At 68.3% G+C, this 20252-nt stretch carries 22 protein-coding genes; 6 read left to right on the forward strand and 16 right to left on the reverse strand.

The window, feature by feature from the left end; all coding sequences use genetic code 11:
• Nucleotides 1-59: 59 nt before the first annotated feature.
• Genes waaC through waaA form a run of 3 tightly spaced genes read left to right on the forward strand, consistent with a single transcriptional unit; the run spans nt 60 to nt 3367 of the window.
• The gene (waaC, locus tag ACN8ZM_RS04585) at nt 60-1055 is read left to right on the forward strand and encodes a lipopolysaccharide heptosyltransferase I (protein ID WP_043183065.1); all 996 of its coding nucleotides are present in this window, start codon (nt 60-62) and stop codon (nt 1053-1055) included.
• Between the two features lie 34 nt (nt 1056-1089).
• Nucleotides 1090-1974, forward strand: coding sequence for a Kdo hydroxylase family protein (locus ACN8ZM_RS04590; RefSeq protein ID WP_085039638.1), 885 nt, complete (start codon nt 1090-1092; stop codon nt 1972-1974).
• Nucleotides 1975-2011: 37 nt separating this feature from the next.
• On the forward strand, nt 2012-3367 hold the full coding sequence (gene waaA / locus ACN8ZM_RS04595; protein ID WP_420210663.1) for a lipid IV(A) 3-deoxy-D-manno-octulosonic acid transferase: 1356 nt from the start codon (nt 2012-2014) through the stop codon (nt 3365-3367).
• A 63-nt stretch (nt 3368-3430) separates the two neighbouring features.
• Here the strand turns inward: waaA and ureG are convergent, their stop codons facing one another.
• From ureG to hemN, 16 genes are all read right to left on the reverse strand, one after another.
• Complete coding sequence (gene ureG / locus ACN8ZM_RS04600) at nt 3431-4078, reverse strand: urease accessory protein UreG (RefSeq protein WP_420210664.1); 648 nt, start codon at nt 4076-4078, stop codon at nt 3431-3433.
• Between the two features lie 17 nt (nt 4079-4095).
• Nucleotides 4096-4776 (reverse strand): urease accessory protein UreF, encoded by a 681-nt coding sequence (locus tag ACN8ZM_RS04605; protein WP_420210665.1) that lies wholly within the window; start codon nt 4774-4776, stop codon nt 4096-4098.
• Complete coding sequence (ureE, locus tag ACN8ZM_RS04610; protein ID WP_420210666.1) at nt 4763-5374, reverse strand: urease accessory protein UreE; 612 nt, start codon at nt 5372-5374, stop codon at nt 4763-4765. Before ureE ends, ACN8ZM_RS04605 begins: the two co-directional genes overlap by 14 nt.
• Nucleotides 5375-5396: 22 nt before the next feature.
• On the reverse strand, nt 5397-7103 hold the full coding sequence (gene ureC, locus ACN8ZM_RS04615; RefSeq protein ID WP_043181640.1) for an urease subunit alpha: 1707 nt from the start codon (nt 7101-7103) through the stop codon (nt 5397-5399).
• 29 nt (nt 7104-7132) lie between these two features.
• On the reverse strand, nt 7133-7438 hold the full coding sequence (locus ACN8ZM_RS04620; RefSeq protein WP_043181642.1) for an urease subunit beta: 306 nt from the start codon (nt 7436-7438) through the stop codon (nt 7133-7135).
• A gap of 8 nt (nt 7439-7446) precedes the next feature.
• Nucleotides 7447-7749, reverse strand: coding sequence for an urease subunit gamma (gene ureA / locus ACN8ZM_RS04625; protein WP_006406310.1), 303 nt, complete (start codon nt 7747-7749; stop codon nt 7447-7449).
• A gap of 236 nt (nt 7750-7985) precedes the next feature.
• Nucleotides 7986-8861: an urease accessory protein UreD gene (locus ACN8ZM_RS04630; protein WP_301770326.1), complete on the reverse strand. Its 876-nt coding sequence runs from the start codon at nt 8859-8861 to the stop codon at nt 7986-7988.
• Between the two features lie 208 nt (nt 8862-9069).
• Nucleotides 9070-9762, reverse strand: coding sequence for an urea ABC transporter ATP-binding subunit UrtE (urtE, locus tag ACN8ZM_RS04635; RefSeq protein ID WP_420210667.1), 693 nt, complete (start codon nt 9760-9762; stop codon nt 9070-9072).
• 4 nt (nt 9763-9766) lie between these two features.
• A complete protein-coding gene (urtD, locus tag ACN8ZM_RS04640) occupies nt 9767-10624 on the reverse strand; it encodes an urea ABC transporter ATP-binding protein UrtD (protein ID WP_420210668.1) in 858 nt (285 codons plus the stop codon).
• A complete protein-coding gene (gene urtC, locus ACN8ZM_RS04645) occupies nt 10621-11808 on the reverse strand; it encodes an urea ABC transporter permease subunit UrtC (RefSeq protein ID WP_420210669.1) in 1188 nt (395 codons plus the stop codon). The genes urtD and urtC overlap by 4 nt, the downstream gene beginning before the upstream one ends.
• 1 nt (nt 11809) lies before the next feature.
• On the reverse strand, nt 11810-13429 hold the full coding sequence (gene urtB / locus ACN8ZM_RS04650; protein WP_420210670.1) for an urea ABC transporter permease subunit UrtB: 1620 nt from the start codon (nt 13427-13429) through the stop codon (nt 11810-11812).
• Between the two features lie 143 nt (nt 13430-13572).
• Nucleotides 13573-14880, reverse strand: a complete 1308-nt coding sequence (gene urtA, locus ACN8ZM_RS04655) for an urea ABC transporter substrate-binding protein (RefSeq protein WP_039367747.1) — start codon at nt 14878-14880, stop codon at nt 13573-13575.
• Nucleotides 14881-15336: 456 nt separating this feature from the next.
• Nucleotides 15337-15660, reverse strand: coding sequence for a rhodanese-like domain-containing protein (locus ACN8ZM_RS04660; protein WP_011351193.1), 324 nt, complete (start codon nt 15658-15660; stop codon nt 15337-15339).
• 14 nt (nt 15661-15674) lie between these two features.
• Nucleotides 15675-16331, reverse strand: coding sequence for a protein-L-isoaspartate O-methyltransferase family protein (locus ACN8ZM_RS04665; protein ID WP_043181658.1), 657 nt, complete (start codon nt 16329-16331; stop codon nt 15675-15677).
• A 104-nt stretch (nt 16332-16435) separates the two neighbouring features.
• Entirely contained in the window at nt 16436-16693 is a 258-nt protein-coding gene (locus ACN8ZM_RS04670) for a hypothetical protein (RefSeq protein WP_006488573.1), read from the reverse strand.
• 80 nt (nt 16694-16773) lie between these two features.
• Nucleotides 16774-18165, reverse strand: a complete 1392-nt coding sequence (hemN, locus tag ACN8ZM_RS04675; protein ID WP_420210671.1) for an oxygen-independent coproporphyrinogen III oxidase — start codon at nt 18163-18165, stop codon at nt 16774-16776.
• Between the two features lie 161 nt (nt 18166-18326).
• Between hemN and ACN8ZM_RS04680 the strand changes: the two genes are divergently transcribed.
• From ACN8ZM_RS04680 to ACN8ZM_RS04690, 3 genes are all read left to right on the forward strand, one after another.
• Nucleotides 18327-18653, forward strand: a complete 327-nt coding sequence (locus tag ACN8ZM_RS04680; protein ID WP_301770321.1) for a YkgJ family cysteine cluster protein — start codon at nt 18327-18329, stop codon at nt 18651-18653.
• Nucleotides 18650-19231, forward strand: a complete 582-nt coding sequence (locus tag ACN8ZM_RS04685; protein WP_420210672.1) for a DUF1439 domain-containing protein — start codon at nt 18650-18652, stop codon at nt 19229-19231. The genes ACN8ZM_RS04680 and ACN8ZM_RS04685 overlap by 4 nt, the downstream gene beginning before the upstream one ends.
• A gap of 81 nt (nt 19232-19312) precedes the next feature.
• The gene (locus ACN8ZM_RS04690) at nt 19313-20143 is read left to right on the forward strand and encodes an undecaprenyl-diphosphate phosphatase (RefSeq protein WP_043181663.1); all 831 of its coding nucleotides are present in this window, start codon (nt 19313-19315) and stop codon (nt 20141-20143) included.
• Nucleotides 20144-20252: the final 109 nt, after the last annotated feature.

The following is a 20252-nucleotide window of genomic DNA, read 5'->3' on the forward strand; positions in this document are numbered from 1 at the left end:
GGCGCGATAAAATCGCTCCTTTCTGCTTGTCGCCGGCTGCCAGCCGGCGTTTTTTCAGCGTGCAAAAGATCCTGATCGTGCGTGTGTCGTCGCTGGGCGACGTCGTGCACAACATGCCGGTGATCGCCGATATCCGGCGCCGCCACCCCGATGCGCAGATCGACTGGCTCGTCGAGGAAAGCTTCGTCGACCTGGTCAAGCTCGTCGACGGCGTGCGCAACGTGCTGCCGTTCTCGCTGCGCCGCTGGCGAAAGAAGCCGTTCTCGGGCGCCACGTGGCGCGAGATCCGGGCCTTCCGCCAGCGCCTCGCGGCCGAGCAGTACGATCTCGTGATCGACTGCCAGGGCCTCATCAAGACGGCCTGGGTCGCGAGCTGGGCGCGCGGCCCGCTCGTCGGGCTCGGCAATCGCACCGATGGCGCCGGCTACGAGTGGCCGGTGCGCTTCTTCTATCGCAAGCGCGTGCCGATCGCGCCGCGCACGCACGTCGTCGAGCGCTCGCGGCAACTCGTCGCGGCCGCGCTGGGCGACCCGGCGCCGACGCCGGCCGATCCGGTCGACTTCGGCCTCGATACGCGCGCGGCGGCGCTCGCGGTGGCGGCGCTCGGCCTGAACCTGCCGGTGCCGTACGTGGTGTTCGTCCATGCGACGTCGCGTGCCGACAAGCAATGGCCGGACGCCGCGTGGATCGAGCTCGGCCAGGCGCTCGTGCGGCGCGGCGCATCGCTCGTGCTGCCGTGGGGCAACGACGCGGAGCGCGCGACCAGCGAGCGGCTCGCGAAGGAATTCGGCGCGGCGGCGATCGTGCCGCCGCGGCTGTCGCTGCCGGCCGTGGTCGGGCTGATCGACGGCGCGGCCGCCACCGTCGGGGTTGATACAGGTCTGGTTCACATCGCGGCCGCGCTGAAGCGTCCGACGGTCGAACTGTACAATTTCGCGACGGCCTGGCGGACCGGCGGCTACTGGTCGCCGAACGTCGTCAATCTCGGCACGGCGGGGCAACCCCCGTCGATCGCGCAGGTGAAGTCGGCGCTCGCGGGCTTCGGTCTCCTGTAACGCTGTCACACGCGCGAACCCACGCGAACCGAACATGAGCGAATCCCAGATCATCGAAGTCCCGTCCGCCGACTGGAGCGGACACAACCTGTCGGCGCCGCGCGAGCAGCTGCTGGCCGCCGTCGAAGAAGGCAAGGTGCTGTATTTCCCGCACCTGCGCTTCGCGATCGAAGGCGGCGAGGAAGCGCTGCTCGATCCGGCGCTCGCCGACCCGAAACGCAAGAACATCAGCCTCGCGCCGAACGGCGGCGCGCTTGCCGGCGTGCTCGGCGACAGCGTCACGCAGTCGGCGGTGCGCGCGCTCGTCGCACGCTTCCAGCAGCAGGCCGGCACGCTCGTCGACGGCCTCTTTCCCGAATACCGCGGCAAGCTGCGCGTCGCGCCGACCAGCCTGCGGCTGATGCAGGTCGAGACGCGCCAGACGTCGTGGCGCAAGGATGACAGCCGGCTGCACGTCGACGCGTTCCCGTCGCGGCCCAACTACGGCGAGCGGATCCTGCGCGTGTTCACGAACGTGAACCCGGCCGGCGTGCCGCGCGTGTGGCGCGTCGGCGAGCCGTTCGAGGACGTCGCGAAGCGCTTCCTGCCGCACATCAAGCCGCAGTTGCCGGGCGCCGCGTGGCTGCTGAACCTGCTGCACGTGACGAAGTCGCCGCGCAGCGCGTACGACCACCTGATGCTGAACCTGCACGACAGCATGAAGGCCGATCTCGACTACCAGAAGACGAGCCCGCAGGAGACGATGCCGTTTCCGCCGGGCTGCGTGTGGATATGTTTCTCGGATCAGACTTCGCACGCTGTGATGTCCGGCCAGTTCATGCTCGAGCAGACCTTCTTCCTGCCGGTCGACGCGATGGTCCGCCGCGAATGCGCGCCGCTCGGCATTCTCGAACGCCTGAAGGGCAGGGCGCTGGTTTGAGCGCGCATTTTCTTCGAAGCAAGACAAGGGACGCGGCATGCTGAGGGTGATCTATCGCGCGCTGTGGTGGCTCGTCGCACCGATCGCCGTCATCCGGCTTGTCGTGCGCTCGCGCAAGGAGCGCGGCTATCGCGAGCACATCGGCGAACGCTTCGGCCACGTGGCGGGCCGCTCGCGTGACGACCGTGCGCCGCTGATCTGGGTGCATGCGGTATCGGTCGGCGAGACGCGCGCGGCGCAGCCGCTGATCGACGCGCTGATGCATGCGCGCCCCGATGCACGCATCCTGCTCACGCACATGACGCCGAGCGGCCGTGCGACCGGCGAACAGATCTTCGGCGATCGCGTGCTGCGCTGCTACCTGCCGTACGACATGCCCGGCGCGGTGCGGCGCTTCCTGCGCGCGTGGCGGCCGACGCTCGGCCTCGTGATGGAAACCGAGGTGTGGCCCACGCTGATCGACGAGTGCCGCCGTGCGGACGTGCCGCTGGTGCTGACCAATGCGCGCATGTCCGCGCGTTCGTTCCGGCGTGCCTCGAAGTTCGGCGCGGCAACGCACGACGTGTTCGGCGGTTTCTCGCGCGTGCTCGCGCAGAGCCCGGCCGATGCGGAGCGGCTGACGTCGCTTGGCGCGCGCAACGTGACCGTGCTCGGCAACCTGAAGTTCGACATGACGACGCCGCCGGAACTCGCGGCGCGCGGCCATGCGTGGCGCGACGCGATCGGCGCGCGGCCCGTGTGGGTGGCCGCGAGCACGCGCGAGAACGAGGAGGCGCTGGTGTTGCAGGCATTCGCGTCGATGCGCACGCCCGGCGCGCTGCTGGTGCTCGTGCCGCGTCATCCGCAGCGTTTCGCCGAGGTCGAGGCGCTGGTCGAGCGCAGCGGGCTCAAGTGCGTGCGACGCTCGGTATGGGCGGCCGATAAGGCCGCGCTCGCGGCCGGCCGGCCGGCCGCCGAGCCGTTGCCGGACGACGTGACGGTGCTGCTCGGCGATTCGATGGGCGAGCTCGGCGCGTACTACGCGGCGGCCGACGTCGCGTTCATCGGCGGCAGCCTGTTGCCGCTCGGCGGCCAGAACCTGATCGAAGCGTGCGCGGTCGGCGTGCCGGTGCTGATCGGGAAGCACGTATTCAACTTCACGCAGGCGACCGCCGACGCGGTCGCGGCCGGCGCGGCGCTGCAGGTCGAGGATCCGCTCGATCTCGCGCACGTGCTCGATGCGCTGTTCGCCGACAAGGCGCGGCGCATCGCGATGGGCTCGGCCGGTGCCGCATTCGCGGCGCGTCACCGCGGCGCGACCGCGCGCACGGTCGACGTGCTCGCGGCACTGCTGCCGCCTGCCGAGCGCGGCGGGCGCGCGTTGCAGGACGCGCAGGATAATTCCGACGACTAGGCGACGGCGGCGCAATGCCGCCGGGAGCATGCGTGGCGGCACCGTATGGCGCCGCCGCGCCGCTCAGACCGTCAGCAAACCCTTCTTCTCGATGAACGCGATCACGTCCGCGACGCCGTCGAGCGCCTTCAGGTTCGTCATCACGTAAGGCCGCTCGCCGCGCATCTTCTTCGTGTCGGACGCCATCACGTCGAGGTTCGCACCGACCAGCGGTGCGAGATCCGTCTTGTTGATCACGAGCAGGTCGGACTTCGTGATGCCGGGGCCGCCCTTGCGCGGAATCTTCTCGCCGCCCGCGACGTCGATCACGTAGATCGTCAGGTCCGACAGCTCGGGGCTGAACGTCGCCGCGAGATTGTCGCCGCCCGATTCGATGAACACGATGTCGGCGTCGGGGAAGTGCGACAGCATCCGGTCGACCGCTTCGAGGTTGATCGACGCATCCTCGCGGATCGCCGTGTGCGGGCAGCCGCCCGTCTCGACGCCCATTATGCGCTCCTCGGGCAGCGCGCCCGCGACCGTCAGCAGCCGCTGGTCTTCCTTCGTATAGATGTCGTTGGTGATCGCGACGAGGTCGTACTGGTCGCGCATCGCCTTGCACAGCATCTCGAGCAGCGTGGTCTTGCCGGAGCCGACGGGGCCGCCGATGCCGACGCGCAGCGGCGGCAGTTTCTTCGTGCGGCGGGCGGAGGAAGGGGCAGGTGCGTTCATGGCGGATAGTGTCGGGTTCAGGAGCGGAACAACCGCGAATACTGGGTTTCGTGTCGCGCCGACAGGATGCCGAGCTGCGGCGCGAACGTGTTGACGGCGTCGGGCCGCGTCGCGAGCGCGTGGCGCACGGCCGCGTCGATCGCGCCGCGCAGCGCGACGATGATGCGTTGTCCGGCGAGCTGGCCGAGCGGTACCGCCTTCAGCGCGGCGGACGTCTGGTTCTCGACCCAGCCGAATGCATACGCGGCGAGCACGGCGTCGGCGCTCGCGTCGTGCGCGGCGGCGGCATAGGCGAATGCGGTGGGCAGCGCGACCGGCGAAATCGACGCGAGCGTCGCGCGGCGCGCGGCGTCGCCCCATTCGAGCGATGCGCACAGCTGCGCAAGCGACCAGCCCATCTGTTCGGTCTCGCGGCGCAGTTCCGCCGATTCGCGGCTCGCGATGAACCACGCGTTTTCGGTGGCGAGCGCCGATGCGTCGTGCGCGTGCCAGCGCACGAGCTGGTGCGCGAGGAACGGCAGCTCGCCGTGCGCGAGCACGTCGGTCAGGCCGCTTGCGATCCAGTCGCGCGCGGTGTCGGCGTCGCGGATCAGGTTCGCGTCGAGCGCCGCTTCCAGACCCTGCGAATAGCTGAATGCGCCGATCGGCAGCGCCGGTGACGCGAGGTGCAGCAGCGCGACGAGTTCAGTGGTGGTCATGGCCGTGGCCGTGAGAACAACCCGGACCATGCTGGTGATCGTGATCGTGATCGTGATCGTGCGAGTGCGAGTGCGAGTGGCCGTGATGCTCGCCGAACACTTGCTGCGCGAGTGCGTAGTCCTCGGCGAACGTCGCGTCGTGCCCGTGCTTGTGGCCGCCGCCGTATGCACCGGCTTCCGGCTGGAACGGCGCGCTCGCTTCCTCGACCTGCGTGCCGAGCCGGCGCAGCATGTCCGCGAGCACCGGGTCGGCTTCGAGCTTCAGGTAGCCGTCGCCGATCTCGACCGGCGTGTGGCGGTTGCCGAGATGGTACGCGGCGCGCATCAGCGTGAGCGGATCGGCCGCGCGCACGCGCAGCACGGTTTCGGGCGCGGCGGCAATGCGCACGAGTGCACCGTCGTCGGCGACCAGCACGTCGCCGTCGCGCAGGATCGTGCCGCGCGGCAGCAGGACCGCGACGTCCTCGCCGGTGTCGAGCGTTGCCGCGAGGCGGCTCTTGCAGCGGGCGTCGTAGGCGAGTGTGAGCGTCGGCGCGCGCGCGACGAGCGACGCGGCGAGTTTCACGTTCGGGGCAATGCGTTTGTCGAGGGTGCGCATGAATCGTAAACCGGCAATCAGGTCAGAACAGGAAATAGCGCTGCGCCATCGGCAGCACCGAAGCGGGCTCGCAGGTGAGCAACTGGCCGTCGGCGATCACGTCGTAGGTTTCGGGATCGACGCTGATCGACGGGCGCCACGCGTTGTGGATCATGTCGGCCTTCGTCACGTTGCGGCAGTTGCGCACGGGCACGATCCGCTTCGCAAGGCCGTAGCGTTCCGCGATGCCCGCATCGGCTGCCATCTGCGACACGAAGGTCAGCGACGTGCGCGCGAGCGCGCCGCCGCGGGTGGCGAACATCTCGCGATAGTGGACCGGCTGCGGCGTCGGGATCGACGCGTTCGGGTCGCCCATCTGCGCCATCGCGATCATCCCGCCCTTCAGGATCATGGTCGGCTTGATCCCGAAGAACGCCGGCTCCCACAGCACGAGGTCGGCCCACTTGCCGGGCTCGATCGAGCCGACTTCGTGCGCGATGCCGTGCGTGAGCGCCGGGTTGATCGTGTACTTCGCGACGTAGCGCTTCGCGCGGAAGTTGTCGTTGCGCGCGCCGTCTTCCGGCAGCGCGCCGCGCTGCACCTTCATCTTGTGCGCGGTCTGCCAGGTGCGGATGATCACTTCGCCGACGCGGCCCATCGCTTGCGAATCGGACGACAGCATCGACAGCGCGCCGAGATCGTGCAGGATGTCCTCGGCCGCGATCGTCTCGCGGCGGATCCGCGATTCGGCGAACGCGAGATCCTCGGCGATCGACGGATCGAGGTGATGGCACACCATCAGCATGTCGAGATGCTCGTCGAGCGTGTTGATCGTGTACGGGCGCGTCGGGTTGGTCGACGACGGCAGCACGTTCGACTCGCCGCACACCTTCAGGATGTCGGGCGCATGGCCGCCGCCGGCGCCTTCGGTATGGTACGTGTGGATCGTGCGGCCCTTGAACGCGGCGACCGTCGATTCGACGAAGCCGCCTTCGTTCAGCGTGTCGGTATGGATCGCGACCTGCGTGTCGGTATCGTCGGCGACCGACAGGCAGTTGTCGATCGCGGCGGGCGTCGTGCCCCAGTCTTCATGCAGCTTCAGCCCGATCGCGCCCGCCGCGATCTGTTCGACGAGCGGCTGCGGCAGGCTCGCATTGCCCTTGCCGAGGAAGCCGAGATTGATCGGCCAGCCGTCGGCGGCCTGCAGCATCCGCTCCATGTGCCACGGGCCCGGCGTGCAGGTCGTCGCGTTGGTGCCGGTGGCCGGCCCCGTGCCGCCGCCGAGCATCGTCGTGACGCCCGATGCGAGCGCCTCGTCGATCTGCTGCGGGCTGATGAAGTGGATGTGCGTGTCGATGCCGCCCGCCGTCACGATCAGCCCTTCGCCGGCGATCACTTCGGTCGCGGCGCCGATCGCGATCGTCACGCCGGGCTGGATGTCGGGGTTGCCGGCCTTGCCGATCGCGGCGATGCGGCCGTGCTTGATCGCGATGTCGGCCTTCACGATGCCCCAGTGATCGAGGATCACCGCGTTCGTGATGATCGTGTCGGGCACCTCGGCCGCCACGCGCTGCGACTGGCCCATCCCGTCGCGGATCACTTTCCCGCCGCCGAATTTCACTTCTTCGCCGTAGGTCGTGAAGTCGCGTTCGATCTCGATCAGTAGTTCGGTATCGGCGAGCCGGACGCGGTCGCCCGTCGTCGGCCCGAACATTTCCGCGTACGCGCGGCGGCTCAAGCGTAGTGTCATGTTGCTGTTCCTGAAGAGCGGGGCGCGGCTTACAGCGGCCCCATCACCTTGCCCTGAAAACCGTAGACGGCGCGCTCGCCCGCGAGTGCGACGAGCTCGACGGTGCGCGTCTGGCCCGGCTCGAAGCGCACGGCGGTGCCGGCCGCGATGTTCAGGCGAAAGCCGCGCGCGGCCGCGCGATCGAACGACAGTGCGTCGTTGACTTCGAAGAAGTGGTAGTGCGAGCCGACCTGCACCGGGCGGTCGCCGGTGTTCGCGACGACGAGCGTCAGCGTGGCGCGGCCTGCATTCAGTTCGTGTTCGCCGTCGTCGGTGAGGATTTCGCCGGGGATCATGCGGGGCCTCACGGAATCGGGTGATGGACGGTCACGAGCTTCGTGCCGTCGGGGAAGGTCGCCTCGACCTGGATGTCGGGAATCATCTCCGGCACGCCGTCCATCACGTCGTCGCGCGTGAGCAGCGTCGTGCCGTAATGCATGACCTCGGCGACCGTCTTGCCGTCGCGCGCGGCTTCCATCAGCGCGGCGGTGATGAAGGCGACCGCCTCCGGATAGTTGAGCTTCAGGCCGCGTGCGCGACGACGCTCGGCCAGCAGCGCCGCCGTGAAGATCAGCAGCTTGTCTTTCTCTCGGGGAGTCAGTTTCATGAAGGCAAACGTTCAGGAAAACGTAATTTTTATCGGTGCGTGCGCAACGGGGCGAACGCGCGGGTCATCGTAGCACCGCGCTGTTTTGCGTGCGTCGCGTATCGGTTATGTAAGGAGCAAGGCGTGTGCCATGTGCGTGGAACGCAGCGCGATGCGCGCTCGTGGTGCGCGATGCATGCGCAACGTGCAGCGCCGCTCGCGACGCTGCGCCGAAACGGTGCGTGGCGCGATCGCGCTCAGGTCTGCCAGAGACGCAGCGGCCGTGCGTCGACGCCGTGCACGATCGGCCGCAGATGCAGCCAGCAGTCGGTGAAGTGGCGTTGCAGTGCTTCCATCGACGTCGACAGCGCACGGACCAGCACGACGCCCGGTGTCACGCAGGTCGCGCCCGCGCGCAGCGTGGCATCGAACGGCATCCGCGCGGCGAGCGATTCCGCGAGCGCGGCGTCGCACGCGGCGCCGGCCGCCCACAGCGTGCCGTACGCGGGAAAGCCGGCGAGACCCTGCAGCGCGCCACGCAGCGGGTCGTGCGCATCGAGCAGCGCGCGTTCGGTCCATAGTGGCCGGCCGTCGGCATCGACGAGCGCCGACGTCGACGCGATGCGGCCCGCCGACCAGGTTTCGCCGGCCGCTTGCCGGCCGAGCTGCGACGCGTCCCAACCGATCGCACTGGCGCCCGCGCCGAGCTTGACCGTGAAATCGAGCGACGCGTGCGCCGCGTCGAAGAACAGGTTGTTCTGCGGCAGCCAGTCGAGCTTCGCGTGCTCGCCGACCGCGAGGCCGATGCGTTGCGTCGCGTCCAGCCCGTTCGACTTGTACCACTTGGTCGCGCCGGGTGTCGTCAGCACCGCGTGCGTGCCGTTGCCGAGTGCGATGTCGATGTCGAGCCGGTCGCCGCCCGCGACGCCGCCCGGCGGGTGGACGATCACCGCGTGGCAGATCGCGTCGCCTTCCGGGTACAGCGGCCGCTGCACGCGCAGCGGGCCGTCGTGCAGCCGGTGCGTGAGTGTCGTGCGCGCGCCGTGCCGTTCGAAGCCGAGTTCGAGGCGGCCGTGCCACGACTTGGCGACGGCGGGGCGGGACAGCGGGGCATGGGAATCGGGGGCGGACATCGGCGGGAAGCAGGGGGACGGGCGCGGTGAACGAGGATGCTACCGCAACAATATACGCCGCGGTGCCCGCGTTGCGGGGCGTGGCAACGCCGTTCCCGGGCCGTGCCGCTTCGCCGGCGCGTGCCTGACAGGCGCCGTTCGGCGAGGCACCGGATCGGTGTTGCGGGCCGATCGTCGGACGCGGCGCCGCCCCGGGCCGCCTTTCCCGCTATACCGCGATCAGCTCCCGCACGCCGTTCGTCTCCATGTCGCGCGCGTCGCCGCCCGCGACGATCTCGCCACGGCTCATGACCCAGTAGCGGTCCGCGATCGACTGGGCGAAGTCGTAGTACTGCTCGACGAGCAGCACGGTCATCTTCGATTCGTCGACCAGCTGGCGAAGCGTGCGGCCGATGTCCTGGATGATCGACGGCTGGATGCCTTCGGTCGGCTCGTCGAGGATCAGCAACTGCGGCTCGCTCATCAGCGCGCGGCCGATCGCGAGCTGCTGCTGCTGGCCGCCGGACAGGTCGCCGCCGCGTCGCGCGCGCATGTCCTTCAGCACCGGGAACAGGTCGTAGATGCGGTCGGGCACTTTCGACGGCGCCTTGCGGCTCGCCGCGCCGACGAGCAGGTTTTCCTCGACGGTGAGCCGCGGAAAGATGTCGCGGCCCTGCGGTACGTACGCGAGCCCGGCCGCGACGCGCGCGTACGGCGGCATCGCGCCGAGCGCCGTGCCGCGCCACGACACGCTGCCGCTCTTGGCGGCGACGACGCCCATCAGGCAGCGCAGCAGCGTGCTCTTGCCGACGCCGTTGCGTCCCAGCAGCACGGTGAGCTTGCCGTCGTCGGCGGCGAGGCTCACGTTGCGCAGGATATGGCTGCCGCCGTAGTACTGGTTCAGTGCATCGATCTTCAGCATCGCATCATCGTCCAAGGTAAGACTCGATCACCGCGTCGTCGCGCTTGACCTGGTCGAGCGTGCCTTGCGCGAGCACGGCGCCTTCGGCCATCACCGTCACGCGGCCCGTATCGCCCGCGAGTGCCGCGACGAATTCCATGTCGTGCTCGACGACCATCATCGAGCAGGTGCCGCGCAGCGTGTTCAGCAGCTCGGCGAGTTCCATCGTCTCGTGATCGGTCATCCCGGCCGCCGGCTCGTCGAGCAGCAATAGGGCGGGGCGCTGCATCAGCAGCATGCCGATCTCGAGCCGCTGCTTCTGCCCGTGCGACAGCTCGCCGGCCGCGCGGAATGCGTGGCTTTCGAGGCCGATCAGCGCGAGCGTCTCCTCGATCTTCGCCTGCGCGCCACGATCGAGCCGGGCCCGCAGCGACGCGAGCCAGCCCTTGTCGGTCTGCATCGCGAGCTCGAGGTTCTCCCACACCGGGTGCTGTTCGAACACGGTCGGCTTCTGGAACTTGCGGCCGATGCCCGCGCGCGCGATCTCGGGCTCGTTCATCCGCGCGAGGTCGAGCGTCTGGCCGAGAAACACCTTGCCCGCGTCGGGGCGCGTCTTGCCGGTGATCACGTCCATCATCGTCGTCTTGCCGGCGCCGTTCGGGCCGATCACGCAGCGCAGCTCGCCCGCATCGATCGCGAGCGACAGCTTCTTCAGCGCGCGAAAGCCGTCGAAGCTCACCTCGATATCCTCGAGGTAGAGGATCGTGCCATGCGACGTATCGATGCCGGGCTGCACCACGCGCCCCATCGATGCGGTGCCGCTGACGGCCAGCAGTTCGTCCTCCGGCGGCGGCGTGAATTGGTAGAGGGCCGTTCCGTTCATGCGCGTTTCCCCTTCGCGAGCACGGTTTCGACGAGGCCCATGATCCCGCGCGGCAGCAGCAGCGGCACGAGCACGAAGATCAGGCCGAGGAAGAACAGCCAGTATTCGGCGAAGTACGCGGTAAACAGGCTCTTCGCGCCGTTCACCGCGAACGCGCCGACGATCGGCCCGATCAGCGTGCCGCGTCCGCCCACCGCGACCCAGATCGCCATCTCGATCGAGTTGCCGGGCGACATCTCGCCGGGGTTGATGATGCCGACCTGCGGCACGTACAGTGCGCCCGCGATGCCGCACAGCACGGCCGACACGGTCCACACGAACAGCTTGTACGCGAGCGGGCTGTAGCCGAGGAACATCAGCCGCGTCTCGCCGTCGCGCACCGCGGTGACGACGCGCCCGAGCTTGCTCGTGACGATCGCACGCGCGGCGATGAACGCGAGCACCAGCGTCGCGAACGTCAGCAGCAACAGCACCGTGCGCGTGCCGGGCGACGTGATCGCGAAGCCCGCGATGCGCTTGAAGTCGGTGAAGCCGTTGTTGCCGCCGAAGCCGGTCTCGTTGCGATAGAACAGCAGCATCGCGGCGAACGTCATGGCCTGCGTGATGATCGACAGGTACACGCCCTTCACGCGCGAGCGGAACGTGAAGAAGCCGAACACCCACGCGAGCACGGCCGGCACGAGCACGACGAGCGCGAGCGCCCACGCGAGATGCTGCGTGCCGCTCCAGTACCACGGCAGCTGGTGCCAGTCGAGGAACACCATGAAGTCGGGCAGGTCGCTGCCGTACTTGCCGTCTCGGCCGATCTCGCGCATCAGGTACATGCCGATCGCATAGCCGCCGAGCGCGAAGAACAGCCCGTGGCCGAGGCTCAGGATCCCGCAGTAGCCCCACACGAGATCGAGCGCGAGCGCGGCGATCGCGTAGCACATCAGCTTGCCGGTGAGCGTCATCGCGTACGCGGACAGATGGAACGCGCTCGACTCGGGCGCGACGAGCGCGGCGAGCGGCACGCCGATGCCGATCGCGATACACAGCGCGATCAGCGCGAGCCACGCGCGCCGCGACAGCAGCGCGGGGCGGGGCGGCAGGCCGAGCGCGAAGCGTTCTTCCGCGCGGGCGGCGGTAGCCGGCTTCGGCGAATCGGCGGCCGGGTTGGACAACGAGTGGGTGAATGAAGTCACGTCAAGCCTCCGCACTGCGGCCCTTCGGGGCAAACATGCCCTGCGGACGTTTCTGGATGAACAGCACGATCATCACGAGCACCGCGATCTTCGCGAGCACGGCGCCCCAGAACGGCTCGATCGCCTTGCTCGCGAGGCCGAGCTCGAAGCCGCCGAGCACGGTGCCGGCGATCTGCCCGACGCCGCCGAGCACGACGGCCATGAACGAATCGATGATGTAGTTCTGGCCGAGGTCGGGGCCCACGTTGCCGATCTGCGACAGCGCGCAGCCGCCGAGGCCCGCGATGCCCGCGCCGAACGCGAATGCATACGCGTCGACGCGCGCGGTCTTCACGCCGACGCACGCGGCCATCCGGCGGTTCTGCGTGACGGCGCGCACGAACAGGCCGAGCCGCGTCTTCGTCAGCACGGCCCATGCGACGAACACCACCGCCAGCGCGAACGCGAGGATCGCGAGCCGGTTGTACGGCAGGATCAGGTTCTGCATCACGGTTACGCCGCCGCTCATCCACGACGGATTCACGACCTGCACGTTCTGCGCGCCGAACAGCATCCGCGTTGCCTGGATCAGGATCAGGCTCACGCCGAAGGTCGCGAGCAGCGTTTCGAGCGGGCGGCCGTACAGGTGCCGCAGCACGAGCCGTTCGAGCACGATGCCGACGAGTGCAGCGGTCACGAACGACACCGGCACTGCGACGAGCGGATACCAGTCGAACGCGCCGGGCGCATAGCGCTGGATCAGCGTCTGCACCACATAGGTTGCGTACGCACCGATCATCAGGAATTCGCCGTGCGCCATGTTGATCACGCCGATCAGCCCGTACGTGATCGCGAGGCCGAGCGCGGCGAGCAGCAGTACGCTGCCGAGCGACAGGCCGGCGAACAGCGTGCCGACGATCTCGCCGCGGCGCTGCAACGCGTGCAAGGCATCGAGCCCCTGTTGCGCGGCGTCGCGCACGCGCGCGTCGGGCTCCGTGAAGCTGCCGTCGGCGTTCTTCGCGACGAGCGGGCGCAACTGCTCGATCATGTCGAGATCGCGGCGCGCGGCCACCACCTGCACGGCTTCGAGGCGCTTCGCCGGATCGGCGTCGTGCAGCGCGGCGATTGCCCACAACGCGTCGAGGCGGCGCTTCAATGCGGGATCGGTTTCCTTCGCACGCGCGCGGTCGATCATCGGCTTGAGTGTCGGGTCGGGCGATTTCAGCAACGCATCGATCGCGTCGCGGCGCGCGGCGACGTCGGGCGATGCGAGTGCGAGCCCCGACAGCGCGCCCGCGATCTTCGTGCGCAGCAGGTTGTTCAGCATCACGGGCTGCGCGTCGCCGGCCGGCGTCGCGGCCTGCGTGAGCGCGTCGTGCGCGGTGTCGCCGGTCTGGACCAGCAGGCGGCCGTCGCCGGTCGCGAGCGCGTCGCCGGTCGACAGCGCGTTGAGCAGCGCGACGGCGCGCGGATCGGGATCGGCGGCGAGCCGTTCGATCGCGGCCGTCTTCGCGTCGAAGTCGTCGCCGGCAAGTGCGGCGGTATCGGTCGCCGTCAGCGCGAACGCGGCGCGCGGCAGCCCGCCCGCGAGGGCGGCGCACGCGACGATCGCGACGGCGGCTCGGCGAAAGCGTGTAGGCATCGGGAAATCCTGTCGGGCGTGGGGAAGCGAATGCGGGCGGCGATGCGCGTGCGGGTCATCACTGCAAGCGCGGCGACCGCATCGATATCGGCATCGGTGTGCGAGCGGCACGTCGCGCATGAAGCGCGACGCGCCACCCGGCATCAGGCGAGCGCCGCGCGCTGCCGGCGCAGGAAGGCCGGGATCGACGTGACGATGTCCGGCTTGCCCTGGTTGCCCGCGATGAACGGGCTCCACGGTTGCGCGCGCACCGCGGTCTTGGTCTTCCACACGACGTTGAACTGCCCGTCGCCACGGATCTCGCCGATCATCACCGGCTTGTGCAGGTGATGGTTGCCGTCCATCGCGAGCGTGAAGCCCGACGGCGCGGCGACGGTCTGGCCGATCATCGCGACGCGCACCTTGTCGACGTCGGTGCTCTTCGCCTTCTCGACGGCCTGCTTCCACATGTGGATGCCGACGTAGGTCGCTTCCATCGGGTCGTTGGTCACGCGCTTCGCGCCGCCCGGCAGGTTGTTCGCCTTTACCCACGCGGCGAACTGGTCCTTGAACTTCGTGTTGGTCGGGTTCTTCACCGACATGAAGTAATTCCACGCGGCGAGGTGGCCGACGAGCGGCTTCGTGTCGATCCCGCGCAGCTCTTCCTCGCCGACCGAGAACGCGACGACCGGCACGTCGGTCGCCTTGATCCCCTGGTTGCCGAGCTCCTTGTAGAACGGCACGTTCGAGTCGCCGTTGATCGTCGAGATCACGGTCGTCTTGCCGCCTTGCGAGAAGTTCTTGATGTTCGCGACGATGGTCTGGTAATCGCTATGGCCGAACGGCGTGTAGACCTCCTGAATGTCGGCGTCCTTCACGCCCTTCGATTTCAGGAACGCGCGCAGGATCTTGTTGGTCGTGCGCGGATACACGTAGTCGGTGCCGAGCAGGAAGAAGCGCTTTGCGCCGCCGCCTTCCGCGCTCATCAGATACTCGACGGCCGGGATCGCCTGCTGGTTCGGCGCGGCGCCCGTATAGAACACGTTGCGCGACATTTCCTCGCCTTCATACTGCACCGGGTAGTAGAGCAGGCCGTTCAGTTCCTCGAATACCGGCAGCACGGACTTGCGCGACACCGACGTCCAGCAGCCGAACACGCACGCGACCTTGTCCTGCGTGAGCAGCTGGCGCGCCTTCTCCGCGAACAGCGGCCAGTTCGATGCGGGATCGACCACCACGGGCTCGAGCTTGCGGCCCATCACGCCGCCGCTCTTGTTGATGTCGGCGATCGTCATCAACGCGGTGTCCTTCAGCGACGTCTCCGAGATCGCCATCGTGCCCGACAGCGAGTGCAGGATGCCGACCTTGATCGGGCCGGTGCCCGCATCGGCCGCGTGCGCGAACGGGCTCTTGCCCGCGAGCGCGAGTGCGCCGGCCATCGAACCGAACTTCAACAGACTGCGACGTTTCATCGGGTTCCCCTTGACGTGTTGGATATGCGTGCGCCGTGTAGGCGTCGGCCAAGGGGGTAACGCAAGGCATGTGCCAGTCGTGCGGATGCACGTCAGGCGTGCCTGAGCGGGGCGGTGCGGGGCGTCGGGACGGTGCGCATGACGCGTCGTGCAGCATGCGCGGTCCGTCGCGGTGCAGGTTCACGGGCGCAAATGGTGCACGGTCGGGGTTCCCCGTTCCGGTGCCTGCACCTGCACGCGGTGCGGGACTGCCGGGCACCGTGACTTCGCGCCACGCGGGCAGGGCAGGACTCGGACACAGCGCGGTGCCGCTGCCGGTCATCGAGACGGCGCTGAAGTGATGAACCAGCGCGGAAAAGAGAAACGGGCACGCGATGCGTGCCCGTTCGGGGGATCAGTGCGGCCGGCGGCAGTGTGCCGATCGGCGAGGCGGCGCGCGATGCGCCGCCGGCAGGATCAGTAACGCGGCACGGACGGATCGACGTCGCGCGACCACGCGTCGATCCCGCCTTGCAGGTTGTACAGCTTCGTGAAGCCGCGCGATTCGAGGAACATCGCGACCTGCGCGCTGCGCATTCCGTGATGGCACACGCAGACGATTTCCGCTTCGTCGTCGAGCTCTTCGCTGCGCGCGGGAATCTGCTGCATCGGGATTGACACGCTGCCGGCGATATGCGCGGTCGCGATTTCCCACGGTTCGCGCACGTCGAGCACGACCGGCGCGGGACGCGCCTTGTCGCCGAGCCATTCCGCGAGCATCGCGGCCGTCAGGATCTGCATGGTGGCTCCGTCGCTCAGAACTTGAAGCGCGACGGCTCGATCGCGTTGACGAGGTGGTCGATGTACGTTTCGAACACGTCGGCGACGCGGTACTGCTTGTCGTCGATGCGCGTGATGATCTGCGCCTTCATCACCGGACGGCCGCCGACGAATGCCGCGAGGCGGCCGCCGACCTTCAGCTGTTCGAGCATTTCCTGCGGCACGACGGGCAGGCCGCCCGCGACGCAGATCACGTCATACGGTGCCTTGCCGGCCCAGCCGCGCGAACCGTCGCCGAGCACGACTTCCGCGTTGGTCACGCCGTCGTTGCGCAGGTTGTCTTCGGCGAACTTCGCGTTGGTCGGATCGATCTCGACGGCCGTCACGTGCTGCGCACGGTGCGCGAACAGCGCAGCCAGGTAGCCCGAGCCGGCGCCGATGATGAGCACGTTCTCGTGCTTCTTGACCGTCAGCTCCTGCAGCACGCGCGCTTCGACGCGCGGGAACAGCATCTTGCTGTTGCCGTTGGGCAGCGGGAGTTCGAGGTCGGCGAACGCGAGATCGCGGTATTCGGCCGGAACGTAGTTTTCACGCTTGACGATCGACAGCAGGCCCAGGACGTCGAGATCCAGCACGTCCCACGGCCGGATCTGTTGTTCGATCATGTTGAAACGCGCGTTTTCGATATTCATGGTGTGGTCACGCAGCCTGGTCGGCCATCAGCGGGGATAGAGAAACTTCGTGATTGTACCAAACGGGGCGGCCGCGAAGCCTTCAGGCGGCCTGCAACAGACCTTTACCCCTTGCTCTTCTTGATCTGCGCCTCGAACGCGAGGTCGAGCTTGCTCGCCTTGCGCGGTTTTTTGGGGCCGAATTCGTCGACGAACTTGACGAACTCGTCGAGCGGCAGCGGCTCGCAGCGCTTCTCGGCCGTGCCGCCGGAGCGGTCGACGAGATAGAACAGGCCGCCCGCCATCGCGACGGCCGCGAATTGCGGGTTGCCGGAGCGGGTCTTCAGGCGTTCGACCGCGTGGGTCGCTTTGGTGGTGCGCATCGTGCGGAATCTGGCGGGGCGTAAGCCCCACACTGTATCAAACCGGCCGCCCGCGTGCGGCCGGCCGGGGCCCGCCGGGTTCAGACCGTGCGCGAGTAGCGCTGCTGCTGCGTCTGGCCGAGATACGCGTCGAATGCCATCGCGATGTTGCGCACGACCATCCGGCCGGCCGGATGGATCGTCAGGCGGTCGGCCGCGATCGTCAGCAGCCCGTCGCGCTCGAACGGGCGCAGTGCGTCGAGTTCGCGCGCGAAATGATCGGCAAAGCGGATGCCGTGCGCGGCCTCGACGTGCGAGAACGGCAGGTCGAGGTTGCACATCAGTTGCGTGATCACGTCGCGGCGCAGCCGGTCGTCGGGCGTGAGCCGCACGCCGCGCGCGATCGGCAGCCGGCCCGCGTCGAGCGCGGCGCCGTAGGCGGGCAGGTCTTTCGCGTTCTGCGCGTAGACGTCGCCGACCTTGCCGATCGACGACACGCCGAAACCGACGAGATCGGTATCCGCGCGCGTGCTGTAGCCCTGGAAATTGCGCTGCAGCGTGCCGTTCTGCTGGGCGTGCACGAGTTCGTCGGACGGCCGCGCGAAGTGGTCCATCCCGATGTACACGTAGCCGGCCGACGTCAGCATGTCGATCGCGAGGCCGAGCAGCGCGATGCGCGTTTCCGGCGGCGGCAGCGTCGCATCGTCGATCTGCCGTTGCATCTTGAACAGCTGCGGCATGTGCGCGTAGCCGAACACCGACAGCCGGTCGGGCGCGAGTTCGATGATCGTTTCCAGCGTGCGCGCGAAGACGGAGACGGTCTGGTGCGGCAGCCCGTAGATCAGGTCGACGCTCACCGAATGAAAGCCCGTCGTGCGCGCGGCGGAAAGCAGGTCGGCCGTCATCTCGAGCGGCTGGATCCGGTTGATCGCCTGCTGCACGACCGGATCGAAATCCTGCACGCCGAGGCTCAGCCGGTTGAAGCCGATGTTGCGCAGGTGCACGAGCGTCGCGGGCGTGACCGTGCGCGGGTCGATCTCGATCGAGAACTCGGCGTCGGCATCCGGCGCGAGCGCGAAGTGCTCGCGGGTGGCCGCCATCAGCTCGGCCGTTTCGTCGTTGGACAGGAAGGTGGGCGTGCCGCCGCCCCAGTGCAGCTGGGTAACCGGGCGCGCGGGATCGAACAACGCGGCCTGCAGCGCCATCTCGCGCTTGAGCTGGTCAAGATACGGGCGCGCACGGCGGTGGTTGTTGGTCGCGATCTTGTTGCAGCCGCAGTAGAAGCACGCGGTGTTGCAGAACGGGATGTGGAAGTACAGCGACAGCTCGCTCGACGACGCGCCGGGGTCGCTTGCCGCGCGCACGTAGTCGGCCGGGTCGAAATCGTCGCGGAACTGCAGCGCGGTGGGGTACGACGTATAGCGCGGCCCGTTCGCGCCGTATTTCGCGAGCAAATCGGGACGGAATACTGTGTCGGCAGAACCAGAACGCATGATGGTCTCGCGCTTTTTAGATGCTTTCGAGTATATAAACGCGCGATTGGGCTGCATTGTGTAATAACGTCGCAGCCGGCGATGGCACAATGCGGGGTGGGGCTGCCGGCACCGCGTCCGGTTGCCGCACCGTTTTTTTGTTGTTCGTTCGAGAGAGTCGAGTGTCCGTCGAATTGCCTGTCCGCCCGGCGTCAGCCGTCCCGCCGCCGCATGCGTGCCGCGAGGGCTGCGGCGCGTGCTGCATCGCGCCGTCGATTTCCAGCCCGATTCCGGGCATGCCCGACGGCAAGCCGGCCGGCGTGCGCTGCGTGCAGCTCGGCGACGACCTGCGCTGCCGGATCTTCGGCCGCCCCGAGCGGCCCGCGTGCTGTTCCGGGTTGCAGCCGGCCGCGGACATGTGCGGCGCGTCGCGCGACGACGCGCTCGCGTGGCTCACGCGTCTCGAGGCCGCGACGCGGCCGTCGTCACCAGGAGAGTGTTCAGCATGACCGCACCTTGCGCGCCCGGCCGGCGCCGTTTTATTGTCGCAACCGTCGGCGCCATCGGCGTGACGCTCTCGCTCGCCGCGTGCGCGTCGACGTTCCCGTTCATCCCCGATCACTACACGTTCTCGCGCGGTGACGTGCAGAAAGCCGTCGCGCGCAAGTTTCCGTACCAGAAGACGGTCGCGCAGGTCGTCGACGTGTCGCTCGCGAACCCGGCCGTCAACCTGCTGCCCGACCAGAACCGCGTCGCCGTGCAGCTCGACGCGCATTTCGTGAGCCCGTTCCTGCGCGCGCCCGTCAACGGCAAGTTCACCGTGTCGGGCCAGTTGGCTTACGACGCGCCGAGTCGCTCGGTCGTGCTGAAGTCGCCGGCCGTCGACAGCCTCGCGCTCGACGGCGACGCGCAGATGTACGCGCAGCAGGTCGGCGCGGCCGCCGGCCTGCTCGCGACGCAGTTGCTGACCAACTATCCGATCTACACGTTCAAGCCCGAACAACTGCAATTTGCCGGGGTGAACTACGAACCCGGTACAATTACGATTCTTACAAACGGCATACGCGTGGCGATCGTCGAAAAATGACGACGAACCGCGCTCGGCCGGAGGGGGGCCGCGCGTGGAAGAGTGGCCCATTCATTCGACCATTTCGGAGTTGGGCCACGGATGGACTGGATCCTGATCTGCAAGGCTTTGATCCTCGGCGTCGTCGAGGGGCTGACGGAGTTCCTGCCGGTGTCGAGTACCGGTCACCTGATCGTCGCGGGCAGCTTCCTGAATTTCAACGATTCTCACGCGAAGACATTCGACGTCGTGATCCAGTTCGGCGCGATCCTCGCGGTCTGCTGGGAATACCGGCAACGGATCGCGTCCATCGTGTCCGGGCTGCCGAGCCGGCCCGACGCGCGGCGCTTCACGCTGAACGTCGTGATCGCGACGATTCCCGCCATCGCGCTCGGCCTCCTGTTCGAGAAGAAGATCAAGGCCGTGCTGTTCTCGCCGGTCCCCGTCGCGTTCGCGCTCGTCGTGGGCGGCGCGATCATCCTGTGGGCCGAGGCGCGGCAGCGCGAGCGTCGCGAACCGCCGCGCGTGGTGTCGGTCGATGCGCTGACGCCGCTCGATGCGCTCAAGGTCGGCATCGCGCAGTGTTGCGCGCTGATTCCCGGCATGTCGCGCTCGGGCTCGACGATCATCGGCGGGATGCTGTTCGGCCTCGACCGGCGCGTCGCCACCGAATTCTCGTTCTTCCTCGCGATCCCGATCATCTTCGGCGCGACGCTCTATGAAACCGTCAAGGACTGGCAGGCGTTCACCGTCGATTCGCTCGGCCTGTTCGCGCTCGGCCTCGTCGCGGCGTTCGTCAGCGCGTTCGTGTGCGTGCGCTGGCTGCTGCGCTACGTCGCGACGCACGATTTCACGGTGTTCGCGTGGTACCGGATCGCGTTCGGGCTGTTCGTGCTGCTGGTCGGGTACAGCGGCTGGCTGAACTGGGCGTGACGCGAATACGGAGGCCGGCGCGCCTCCCATGAAAAAAGCCCGATCGGCGGATGCCGGTCGGGCTTTTTCTTGTCCGGAGCAGGGCGGCATGCGCCGCCTCGGCGGGAGG

It is taken from the genome of Burkholderia aenigmatica (assembly GCF_048627025.1).
In the GTDB taxonomy this organism is placed as follows: Bacteria; Pseudomonadota; Gammaproteobacteria; order Burkholderiales; family Burkholderiaceae; genus Burkholderia; species Burkholderia aenigmatica.

Excerpts from the sequence above, each read along its gene's own strand:
- ureG (WP_420210664.1), bottom strand. The coding sequence starts at position 4,078 with ATGAACGCACCTGCCCCTTCCTCCGCCCGCCGCACGAAGAAACTGCCG.
- ACN8ZM_RS04670 (WP_006488573.1), bottom strand. The coding sequence starts at position 16,693 with ATGCGCACCACCAAAGCGACCCACGCGGTCGAACGCCTGAAGACCCGC.
- ACN8ZM_RS04690 (WP_043181663.1), top strand. The coding sequence starts at position 19,313 with ATGGACTGGATCCTGATCTGCAAGGCTTTGATCCTCGGCGTCGTCGAG.
- ACN8ZM_RS04590 (WP_085039638.1), top strand. The coding sequence starts at position 1,090 with ATGAGCGAATCCCAGATCATCGAAGTCCCGTCCGCCGACTGGAGCGGA.
- hemN (WP_420210671.1), bottom strand. The coding sequence starts at position 18,165 with ATGCGTTCTGGTTCTGCCGACACAGTATTCCGTCCCGATTTGCTCGCG.
- ACN8ZM_RS04605 (WP_420210665.1), bottom strand. The coding sequence starts at position 4,776 with ATGACCACCACTGAACTCGTCGCGCTGCTGCACCTCGCGTCACCGGCG.
- urtE (WP_420210667.1), bottom strand. The coding sequence starts at position 9,762 with ATGCTGAAGATCGATGCACTGAACCAGTACTACGGCGGCAGCCATATC.
- ureA (WP_006406310.1), bottom strand. The coding sequence starts at position 7,749 with ATGAAACTGACTCCCCGAGAGAAAGACAAGCTGCTGATCTTCACGGCG.
- urtD (WP_420210668.1), bottom strand. The coding sequence starts at position 10,624 with ATGAACGGAACGGCCCTCTACCAATTCACGCCGCCGCCGGAGGACGAA.
- waaA (WP_420210663.1), top strand. The coding sequence starts at position 2,012 with ATGCTGAGGGTGATCTATCGCGCGCTGTGGTGGCTCGTCGCACCGATC.
- ACN8ZM_RS04685 (WP_420210672.1), top strand. The coding sequence starts at position 18,650 with ATGACCGCACCTTGCGCGCCCGGCCGGCGCCGTTTTATTGTCGCAACC.
- ACN8ZM_RS04630 (WP_301770326.1), bottom strand. The coding sequence starts at position 8,861 with ATGTCCGCCCCCGATTCCCATGCCCCGCTGTCCCGCCCCGCCGTCGCC.
- ACN8ZM_RS04620 (WP_043181642.1), bottom strand. The coding sequence starts at position 7,438 with ATGATCCCCGGCGAAATCCTCACCGACGACGGCGAACACGAACTGAAT.
- ACN8ZM_RS04665 (WP_043181658.1), bottom strand. The coding sequence starts at position 16,331 with ATGAATATCGAAAACGCGCGTTTCAACATGATCGAACAACAGATCCGG.
- ureE (WP_420210666.1), bottom strand. The coding sequence starts at position 5,374 with ATGCGCACCCTCGACAAACGCATTGCCCCGAACGTGAAACTCGCCGCG.
- urtA (WP_039367747.1), bottom strand. The coding sequence starts at position 14,880 with ATGAAACGTCGCAGTCTGTTGAAGTTCGGTTCGATGGCCGGCGCACTC.
- ACN8ZM_RS04660 (WP_011351193.1), bottom strand. The coding sequence starts at position 15,660 with ATGCAGATCCTGACGGCCGCGATGCTCGCGGAATGGCTCGGCGACAAG.
- urtB (WP_420210670.1), bottom strand. The coding sequence starts at position 13,429 with ATGCCTACACGCTTTCGCCGAGCCGCCGTCGCGATCGTCGCGTGCGCC.
- ureC (WP_043181640.1), bottom strand. The coding sequence starts at position 7,103 with ATGACACTACGCTTGAGCCGCCGCGCGTACGCGGAAATGTTCGGGCCG.